9 protein-coding genes are annotated in these 10,302 nt (G+C 40.8%); all 9 read left to right on the forward strand.

The annotated features are described in order from the left end of the window. The first annotated feature begins 217 nt into the window (after window positions 1–217). On the forward strand, window positions 218–871 hold the full coding sequence (locus B3473_RS04010; RefSeq protein WP_154454357.1) for a hypothetical protein: 654 nt from the start codon (window positions 218–220) through the stop codon (window positions 869–871). A gap of 86 nt (window positions 872–957) precedes the next feature. Then, window positions 958–1,374: a nucleoside-diphosphate kinase gene (gene ndk, locus B3473_RS04015; protein ID WP_154454356.1), complete on the forward strand. Its 417-nt coding sequence runs from the start codon at window positions 958–960 to the stop codon at window positions 1,372–1,374. A 460-nt stretch (window positions 1,375–1,834) separates the two neighbouring features. Further along, complete coding sequence (locus B3473_RS04020) at window positions 1,835–2,422, forward strand: hypothetical protein (RefSeq protein WP_154455249.1); 588 nt, start codon at window positions 1,835–1,837, stop codon at window positions 2,420–2,422. 538 nt (window positions 2,423–2,960) lie between these two features. After that, complete coding sequence (lepA, locus tag B3473_RS04025) at window positions 2,961–4,796, forward strand: translation elongation factor 4 (protein WP_154455250.1); 1,836 nt, start codon at window positions 2,961–2,963, stop codon at window positions 4,794–4,796. A gap of 136 nt (window positions 4,797–4,932) precedes the next feature. Next, a complete protein-coding gene (gene aroA / locus B3473_RS04030) occupies window positions 4,933–6,216 on the forward strand; it encodes a 3-phosphoshikimate 1-carboxyvinyltransferase (RefSeq protein WP_168260948.1) in 1,284 nt (427 codons plus the stop codon). Further along, window positions 6,209–6,685: a shikimate kinase gene (locus tag B3473_RS04035; RefSeq protein ID WP_154455252.1), complete on the forward strand. Its 477-nt coding sequence runs from the start codon at window positions 6,209–6,211 to the stop codon at window positions 6,683–6,685. Before aroA ends, B3473_RS04035 begins: the two co-directional genes overlap by 8 nt. Next, window positions 6,682–7,506 carry a prephenate dehydratase gene (gene pheA, locus B3473_RS04040; RefSeq protein ID WP_154455253.1) on the forward strand — a complete coding sequence of 275 codons (825 nt, stop codon included), beginning with the start codon at window positions 6,682–6,684 and terminating at the stop codon, window positions 7,504–7,506. The genes B3473_RS04035 and pheA overlap by 4 nt, the downstream gene beginning before the upstream one ends. A 28-nt stretch (window positions 7,507–7,534) precedes the next feature. After that, window positions 7,535–8,914: an LCP family protein gene (locus B3473_RS04045; RefSeq protein ID WP_293674980.1), complete on the forward strand. Its 1,380-nt coding sequence runs from the start codon at window positions 7,535–7,537 to the stop codon at window positions 8,912–8,914. 63 nt (window positions 8,915–8,977) lie between these two features. Next, window positions 8,978–10,302, forward strand: a 1,325-nt coding sequence (rlmD, locus tag B3473_RS04050) for a 23S rRNA (uracil(1939)-C(5))-methyltransferase RlmD (RefSeq protein WP_293674982.1), incomplete at its 3' end; no start/stop codon positions are given.

Raw genomic sequence — 10,302 nt, forward strand, 5'->3', positions numbered from 1 at the left:
TTTCGAATGGTTCCAAAACATATAATTATGAGACTAACGAATTTCGGAAGTTTTAGAGCTGTGTTGTTAATTGAACGAGCGTATAAAAGCGCTTGTTTTTTTGTTTAGGAAAAATATAAAAGCACAATTGAAAACGATACCATAAACTTGTTTTTTATGTTACAATTAGGGTGGTTTAGGAACGATAAATATTTACTGATTGTAAGAGAGGGGATAAATGGATATGAGAAAAGTCTTTTTATGTTTGTTGGCCTTGTCTTGTGTGGGCTTATCAGCTTGTCATAAGTTCCAATCGCCTCAAACAAATTCCAAAACAACCGTATCTACTACTAGCCAAACGCAAAAAGCATCATCTAGCTCGACTTTCACCTCAACGTCCATCTCAGAAAGTAGCACTCAAACAGAGTTAAGTAGTTCTTCAACACAGTCAATTACTACAGAAACTGAAAGTTTTGATAATCAGACCACACCAAGTAGTAGTCAAGATGAGGCTTCGGTGTCTCAGCCGACTGGAATACAGTTAGAAGAACTAGCTGTGGGCAATTACGCTTCTTTGGCTGGCACATGGACGACTGGAGATGGTTCGGATACCATCATTATCCAGCCTGATGGCTACAGTTACAATGCTAATTCTGGAGTTGGTTTTGTATCGCTTGTAGGTGGTTTACAATCTGTTAATGGCTATCCGTACATTTATTGTCAGTTTGAAGATGATAGTGTTATGAGAATCAATGTTCTTGTGTTGTTAGAAGCTGGGCGTGCAAGCGGCTCTTCAGATGCCAGCCGTGACCGTTTGTATTTTACCAGCAATCGTAGCAATGGCTATGAATTCGCGGATGATAGTTTGTGTTATTACAAGGTGGCAGACTAGAAGTGATTTAAAGGCTTAGATTTTTCAAACCCTACTTTTTATGGTAAAATAGAGAAGAATTTATTTAGATAGGTTGGATTGATTACATGGAAAAAACATTCTTTATGATTAAGCCAGATGGTGTCAGACGTGGATTAGTCGGTGAAGTGTTGCATCGCATTGAAAGACGAGGATTCAAGATTGAAAAACTTGAAATGCGTATGGCTACTCCAGAGTTGTTAGAAAAACACTATGAAGATTTGGTTGACCGACCATTTTTCCCACAAATTGTTGATTTTATGACAAGTGGACCACTTATCACAGGTGTCTTGTCAGGGAACCAAGTGATTGGCTCATGGCGCACTATGATGGGAGCAACAAATCCTAAAGAAGCTCTTCCAGGAACAATCCGAGGCGACTACGCACAAGCCCCAGATGAAGGTGGCGCAACCTTCAACGTCGTTCACGGTTCAGATTCACCGGAATCAGCCGAACGCGAAATTTCCCTCTGGTTTGGCGAATAATGAAAGCAAGCACTTGAAAGTGTTTGCTTTTTTGTTTGCAAAAAGGTACAATGAAAGGGGTTTCAAAAAAGTTAATAGAAGTCCTGGGTAAAGCGCTAAAAGTGGACAATGTTTAAAAAGTTTAAACAAACCAAATCTTTCTATCTACAAAATACGTATAGATGTTCTTGGCAATAGCTATTGTGTAAAAAAGAAGGAGATGAACTACGATTATATTTGAAAGGTAAACAAAAATAATTGGCAATTGGGGTTGCAATTTTTAAGTAGCTGTAAAACTTCATCAGTATCAAACAGCATCGTTGTTTGTGTTATGCACAAGCGGTAATTAACCAACTAGGTACGCTATTGATTTCAAGTATTGTGATACAGCGATGATGTTTATAAAAAATACAGAAAAACATTTATATCTTTTATCATTCACTGTCGAACGCATAGTATATAGCTAGAAAGCGTGGATATCATGAAAAAATGGCAGACAATCACAGCAATAGCTTTAACAATTTTTGCTCTCTCTATAGGAGGATTTGTGACTTACACTTATCTACGACCATCACATTACGGAGGTGGTATATTTACTGATGAAACTTCTCAATCTACAACTTCTACTAGTGATACTACTTCTAGTACTACTGAAACCTCTCAATCTATAATTTCTACTAGTGAAACAGGGGGTGACGATGGTTATCATGAAGAAGCAGTAACTGAAACTGAAACCAATACAGCATCCAGTAACATTATTTATCTAACTGATGTTGTCGGACTTGGCACTGATCCTTCTATTTTCAAAGATGGTGGCTACTATATTGTGTCACCAGGAGGAGTGAGATCAGGATCAGAAATTGTATATTCAGTTTATAGATTGGAACGCGAAGGAACTATGGCCGATGGTAAACCAATTGTGGCAACTAAAGACTATGTTAGAACAACTGATTCATACGATGTTGCAAGAGAATTTCTTTATTGGCTACGCTACTATGATCCTGACAATACACCGAATTCTAGCCTTGAAGAAAACTGGAATTACTTTGTTAGGGAAAGAGAAGGATGAGATTGACACTATATTAATAGTGTGATAAAAATGATGAGGGCTGAGTTTTTGTGTTCTCAAGATTTAAGTAGCCGTAAACCAAAACACTACAGTGTATGCTTTAGCAATTGATTTAAATAGCTGCAAACTTTTAATAAAACGCTTATTTAGCTAAGGTTTTAAAAAGCGCCTAGCTTAACTCTAAGTACAGCAAATCAATAAGATAGGTGGGACTGTCGGAGCTCCCACATTTATCGACCGGCTAATAAAGCGGTGTGTTGTTGACAGATTTTTAACCTCTATTTTCTTGTATGATATTTTAAAATACTCTATCGTCAAATATTTTTCCTTGTATAGCTAGTTTTCAGATATCTAACTCACCTAACTATAACCACGTTTACTTTCTTGAAAATAAATCAAAAACAGGTGTGATGCTATTTTCTATGCGGGTGTTTGTCGCATGATAGGCTTTGCTTTTTAGGTCTTAACAACTTTCTATGGCGACGTTTTTGGTAATTTGGTATAATAGGAGCAGTGACTAATATTATAGGATTTTAAAATGGATATTCAAGAATTAAAAAAACGTCAAGAGAAGATTCGTAATTTCTCTATTATTGCACATATTGACCATGGGAAGTCGACTTTGGCGGACCGTATTTTGGAAAAGACTGAAACGGTTTCGAGTCGTGAAATGCAGGCACAACTGCTAGATAGCATGGATTTGGAGCGTGAGCGTGGTATCACGATTAAGCTTAATGCGATTGAGTTGAACTATACAGCTAAAGATGGCGAAACTTATATTTTTCACTTGATTGACACGCCAGGACACGTTGACTTTTCTTATGAGGTATCGCGTTCACTTGCTGCGTGTGAGGGGGCTATTTTGGTTGTGGATGCTGCTCAAGGTATCGAGGCGCAAACCCTCGCCAATGTTTACTTAGCTCTTGATAATGATTTGGAAATTTTGCCGGTTATCAACAAAATTGATTTGCCAGCAGCGGACCCAGAGCGTGTGCGTCAAGAAATTGAAGATGTGATTGGATTAGATGCTTCAGAGGCCGTTTTGGCATCGGCTAAAGCGGGAATTGGGATTGAGGAAATCCTCGAGCAAATCGTGGAATACGTTCCAGCTCCATCAGGAGATGTGGAGGCACCACTACAAGCTTTAATTTTTGACTCGGTTTATGACGCTTACCGTGGTGTTATTTTGCAGGTGCGTATTGTCAACGGTATGGTTAAACCTGGTGACAAAATTCAATTGATGTCAAACGGAAAAACCTTTGACGTTACTGAAGTTGGTATTTTCACTCCAAAAGCTATTGGACGTGATTTCCTAGCAACAGGTGACGTTGGTTATATCGCGGCTTCTATCAAGACCGTTGCAGACACGCGCGTTGGGGATACTATTACCTTAGCTGATAATCCAGCAGATAACCCGCTTCATGGCTATAAACAAATGAACCCAATGGTGTTTGCAGGGCTTTATCCGATTGAGTCAAACAAGTACAATGACTTGCGTGAAGCCCTTGAAAAACTGCAATTAAATGATGCCAGTCTTCAATTTGAACCTGAAACCTCACAAGCTCTGGGTTTTGGTTTCCGTTGTGGTTTCCTTGGTTTGTTGCACATGGATGTTATTCAAGAACGTTTGGAACGTGAGTTTAACATTGATTTGATTATGACAGCGCCGTCCGTTGTTTATCATGTCAATACGACAGACGGGGATATGCTTGAAGTGTCAAATCCATCAGAATTCCCAGAACCAACCAAAGTAGCCAGCATCGAGGAGCCTTATGTAAAAGCTCAAATCATGGTGCCACAAGAATTCGTTGGAGCTGTTATGGAATTGGCTCAGCGCAAACGTGGTGATTTTGTGACCATGGACTACATTGATGATAATCGGGTTAATGTCATTTATCATATTCCACTTGCCGAAATTGTTTTTGATTTCTTTGATAAATTGAAATCATCAACACGTGGCTATGCGAGCTTCGATTACGAAATTTCAGATTACCGTAAATCAAAACTGGTGAAAATGGATATCTTGCTTAATGGTGATAAGGTCGATGCCCTTAGCTTTATCGTGCACAACGAATTTGCCTATGAGCGTGGTAAATTGATTGTCGAAAAATTGAAGAAAATCATTCCACGTCAACAATTTGAAGTGCCAATTCAAGCGGCTATCGGTCATAAAATCGTGGCCCGTTCGGATATCAAAGCTCTTCGTAAAAACGTGTTGGCAAAATGTTACGGTGGTGACGTTTCGCGTAAACGGAAATTACTTGAAAAACAAAAAGCTGGTAAGAAACGCATGAAGGCGATTGGTTCTGTGGAAGTTCCACAAGAAGCTTTCTTGTCTGTCTTGTCAATGGACGATGACAACAGTAAAAACTAATCTTATCAGAACACCTCGTATTTAGTTGCGCTCGGATGTGTTTCTGAGCGCTTTTTAGGTACAGAAACTTAGTCAATCATTCAAATTTTTATCTATTTTTGGTAAAATAAATCTAAATGTATCTTGGGAGAACGGCATGAAATTATTAATCAATGTATCGCAATTAAAGGGAACGGTGAGAGTTCCAGGAGATAAATCAATCAGTCATCGCTCGATTATGTTTGGTAGCCTTGCCAAAGGTCAAACGACGATTCATGATATTTTACGTGGGGAAGATGTTCTATCAACTATGCAAGCTTTTCGTGATTTAGGTGTTGACATTCAAGATGACGGTGACCGTGTGACCATTACAGGTGTAGGTTTTGACGGGCTAAAGGCACCTCAAAAATCTTTGGATATGGGCAATTCTGGAACGTCTATTCGCTTGATTTCTGGAGTTTTAGCAGGGCAAGACTTTAGCATTGAGATGTTTGGGGACGACAGTTTGTCAAAACGTCCAATGGACCGTGTGACTATTCCCCTTCGTCAAATGGGGGTTGAGGTTTCAGGACAGACAGAACGTGATTTGCCACCATTGACTATGCATGGTAATAAAAAATTGAAACCAATTCACTATCAATTGCCTGTGGCATCTGCTCAGGTCAAATCAGCCCTTATTTTCGCAGCTTTGCAGGCTGACGGTGAATCCGTTATCATCGAAAAAGAACACACGCGCAACCACACAGAAGACATGATTGTTCAATTCGGTGGCTCAATTGATGTCAATGGTAAGGAAATCCGTATCACTGGCGGGCAAGAATTGCTTGGACAAGAAGTGGTGGTGCCAGGTGATATTTCCTCAGCAGCCTTTTGGTTGGTTGCAGGGCTCATTGTTCCAAATGCGAAAATAAGGCTTGAAAACGTTGGTATCAATGAAACACGCACGGGCATTCTTGATGTGATTGAAGCCATGGGCGGTCAACTAAGCCTGTCAGATGTGGACGATATTGCCAAATCAGCGACAATCACGGTAGAAACTTCCGACCTTCACGGGACAGAAATCGGTGGCGAAATCATTCCACGTTTGATTGATGAGTTGCCAATTATTGCCCTTTTGGCGACCCAAGCCGAGGGAAGAACTGTGATTCGCGATGCGGAAGAATTGAAAGTGAAAGAAACTGACCGTATTCAAGTGGTTGCGGATGCCTTGAATGCTATGGGCGCCAATATTACGCCAACAGATGACGGTATGATTATCGAAGGCAAAACGCCGCTTCATGGTGCAAGCATCAATACTTTTGGGGACCACCGCATCGGCATGATGACGGCAATTGCGGCTCTTTTGGTAGCAGATGGTGAGGTCGAACTGGACCGTTCAGAAGCCATCAACACTAGCTACCCAAGCTTCTTCAAAGATTTGGAGTTACTGACACATGGCTAGAATTATTATCGGTTTTATGGGCTCAGGCAAAACAACCATTTCTTCTTTGTTAGATGAGGATTACGTTGATATGGATGCAGTGATTGTAGAGCGCATCGGAATGCCTATTGCAGATTTTTTTGAAAAAGAAGGCGAAGCCCGTTTTCGTGAGATTGAATCACAAGTTTTGGCAGAATTGATAGCGTCTGACCGAGTGATTGCAACAGGTGGTGGCATTGTAACCAGTGCGGCTAACCGAGCACTTTTGGCAAAAAATCCTGAAACCATTTACTTGAAAGCAGATTTTGACACGCTCTATAATCGTATCCAAAAAGACACTAAAAATGTGCGTCCGCTATTTGTCAATAATAGCAAAGAAGACTTCAAGGCGATTTTTGATGGGCGCCAAGACTTGTACGAATCAGTTGCCAACCGTATTATTGAAGTAGCTGGTAAAACGCCCAAAGACATTATTGAGGAAATCGGATGAAAGTTGGTTACCTAGGACCAAGCGGTTCGTTTACACACAATGTTGCGGTCAAAGCCTTTCCAAAAGCTGACCGTATCCCTTTTGCAAATATCACCGAAGTCATTAAATCTTATGAGGAAGGCTTGGTGGATTATGCCATTATCCCCGTTGAAAATTCGATTGAAGGCTCGGTGCATGAAACCCTAGATTACTTGTTTCATCAAACGGATATTAGTGCCATTGCAGAAGTGATTCAACCCATTAAGCAACAATTATTAGCAACGGCACAGGATAAGCCTGTCGGGAAAATCTTCTCACATCCGCAAGCCATTGCCCAAGGGAAAAAATACATCAAAAGCCATTACCCCCATGCACAAATTGAAGTGACTGCTAGCACGGCTTACGCTGCGCGTTTTATCGCAGAACACCCAGACAAACCTTACGCAGCTATTGCTCCCGTGGCAGCAGCTAAAGAATATGATTTGGAAATCATCGGCAAGGACATTCAGGAAATAGATGAAAATTACACGCGTTTTTGGGTGCTAGGGCATGAACCTTATGTCTTTGATCTGATCAAAGACACGCAAAAAATATCCTTGGCATTAACTCTTCCTGACAATCTCCCTGGAGCTCTCTACAAAGCCTTGTCTGTTTTTGCTTGGCGGGGCCTTGATTTGACTAAAATTGAAAGCCGTCCTTTGAAAACGGCATTGGGGGAGTATTTTTTCATCGTTGATGTGGATAATAGCAATCATGATTTGGTGACTTTTGCCTTAGAAGAATTGCGTGTTTTAGGTATTACTTACAATGTTATGGGGATGTATGACGTCTATTGTTTATGATTAGAAAGTGAAGGACTGGTATGATAAAATGGTAGAAAATCGTTTAAGTCGCCACGAGGAATTGCGGTATCAATACCTGTTACGAAATCTTGAATATTTAAGCGAGCGTGAGAAGCAGGAGTTTGATTACCTTTATCAAAAAAAATTAGCGAGCATCTCTAGTCCCTCCCATTATACCCAACCAGCTGCGCCTCATGACCCACGTCCTATTTATCAGGAGGTTAATGATCAAGCTTATGATGGCTACGATGACTATGCGAATTGGGAAGATGAGAAGCAATGGACCGCACCAGGACTTCCCAAATATCCAGACGAAGCCCCTCCCAAGCGTTCTAAAAAAGCCAAACGTGCCTGCCGTTTTGCAGATGTGTCTGGAGAAAGACCAAAAAAGAAGAAACGGCACTTCTTTAAACGCTTGATGAAATGGCTAGCTTTGCTTGTGGTGGCAACCATGGCTGGCATGATTTATATGTTTTTCAAGGGAGTGCGTGATGTATCAGAGGGCAATACCAATTACACCCCTGGCGTGACGGAAACGTTTCACGGTGAAAATAGTCCTGACGGCACCAATATTTTGATCTTGGGAAGTGACCAGCGGGTGACCCAAGGCTCGTCTGATGCCAGAACCGATACCATTATGGTGATGAATATCGGAAATAGCGATGACAAAATTAAATTAGTGAGCTTCATGCGTGATATCTTGGTTAATATTCCAGGTGTTAGCTACAATGATTACACTAATGACCAAAAGCTAAATGTCGCCTTTAATATTGGTGAGCAAGATCACAATCAAGGAGCTGAGCTTATGCGCCAAACCTTGAAGGATAATTTTGGCATCAACATCAAATATTACGTGATGCTTGATTTTGAAACGTTCGCAGAAGCCATCAACACGCTATTCCCAAATGGGGTTGAAATAGATGCCAAATTTGGTACTGTAGATGGTCAAGAAGTAACTTCCGTCGAAGTTCCTGATGACCTCAATATGCAGCCTGACGGTAGCGTTCCTAGCCAAACCATTAACGTTGGTAAACAACGCATGGATGGTCGTACCTTGCTCAATTACGCACGTTTTCGTAAGGACGATAATGGGGACTATGGCCGTACCCAACGTCAACAACAAGTGATTACCGCCATTATCAATCAAGTCAAGGACCCCGACAAACTTTTTACAGGGTCTGCGGCTATCGGTAAAATCTATGCCCTTACCTCAACCAATATCTCTTATCCATTTTTCCTCAAGGAAGGCTTGTCTGTCATCACCAGCGGTCAAAAAGGCATTGAGCAAGTCACCATTCCAGCAGAAGGGGATTGGACAGACGAGTATGATATGTATGGAGGTCTAGGCATTGCCATTGATTTTGATAAATATCAACGAGAACTAAAAGAATTGGGATTGCGTGAATAGCGTTATGTTATAATAGAGGGACAGTGATGTTTCTCTATTTTTTGAGGAAGTAGAAAGGATATTATGTTAGAAAAAAATAGCATTGTAGAGGTTGAGATCACAGATTTATCGCACGAAGGAGCAGGGGTGGCCAAGTTTGATGGCTTCGTCTTTTTCGTTGAAAATGCCCTTCCTGGTGAAACCATCAAGATGCGTGTCTTGAAAGTTAAGAAAAATATTGGATTTGGTAAGGTTGAAGAATACCTAACCCTCTCGCCTTACCGTAATCAAGATGTCAATGTGGATTATTTGCGAACAGGAATTGCAGATTTTGGACATTTGGCTTACTCAGAGCAACTCAAATTCAAACGCAAACAAGTCGTGGATAATCTGTATAAAACAGCTGGTATTTCAGATGTTGAAGTCGCAGAAACTATGGGAATGGCGCATCCTTATGCTTATCGCAATAAGGCCCAAGTGCCTGTTCGTCGTGTCAACGGTCAGCTAGAAACTGGCTTTTTCCGCAAACATTCTCATGATCTGATGCCTATTACTGATTTTTACATTCAAAACAAAGAAATCGATCGCTTGATTTTATTTACCCGTGATTTGCTGCGTCAATTTGATATTAAACCGTATGATGAAAAAGCTCAAACTGGCTTGATTCGCAATCTCGTGGTTCGTCGTGGTCATTACTCAGGTGAAATGATGCTGGTTTTTGTTACAACACGCCCGAAAATATTCCGTATTGAGCAAATCATCGCTAAAATCGTAGCAGCCTTTCCAGCGGTGAAATCCATTATTCAAAATATTAATGACAAAAACACCAATGCTATTTTCGGTCAGGAATTTAGAACGCTTTACGGAAAAGACACAATTGTAGATACTATGCTGGGTAATCAGTACGAAATTTCAGCACGTTCTTTCTATCAAGTTAATACTGAAATGGCAGAGAAACTTTACCAGACCGCTATTGATTTTTCAGATTTAACACCAGAAGACATTGTCATTGATGCCTATTCAGGTATTGGAACCATTGGGCTTTCATTTGCCAAAAAAGTCAAAGCTGTCTATGGGGTCGAAGTGATTGAAGAAGCTGTCGCCGATGCCAAACGCAATGCTGCCCTAAATAGCATCACCAATACCCATTATGTGGCGGACTCAGCCGAGCACGCTATGGAAACTTGGATCAAAGAAGGTATTAAACCAAGCGTAATTTTGGTGGATCCACCACGCAAAGGCTTAATTGAAAACTTCATCAAAGCAAGCGTCGCCATGCAACCAGACAAAATCACCTACATTTCATGTAACCCAGCTACCATGGCGCGTGACATCAAACACTACCAAGAGTTAGGCTACAAACTCCAAAAAGTTCAACCCGTCGATTTATTCCCAAATACCCATCACGT

This window comes from Streptococcus sp. UBA632 (genome assembly GCF_002300045.1).
Taxonomy (GTDB): Bacteria; Bacillota; Bacilli; order Lactobacillales; family Streptococcaceae; genus Streptococcus; species Streptococcus alactolyticus.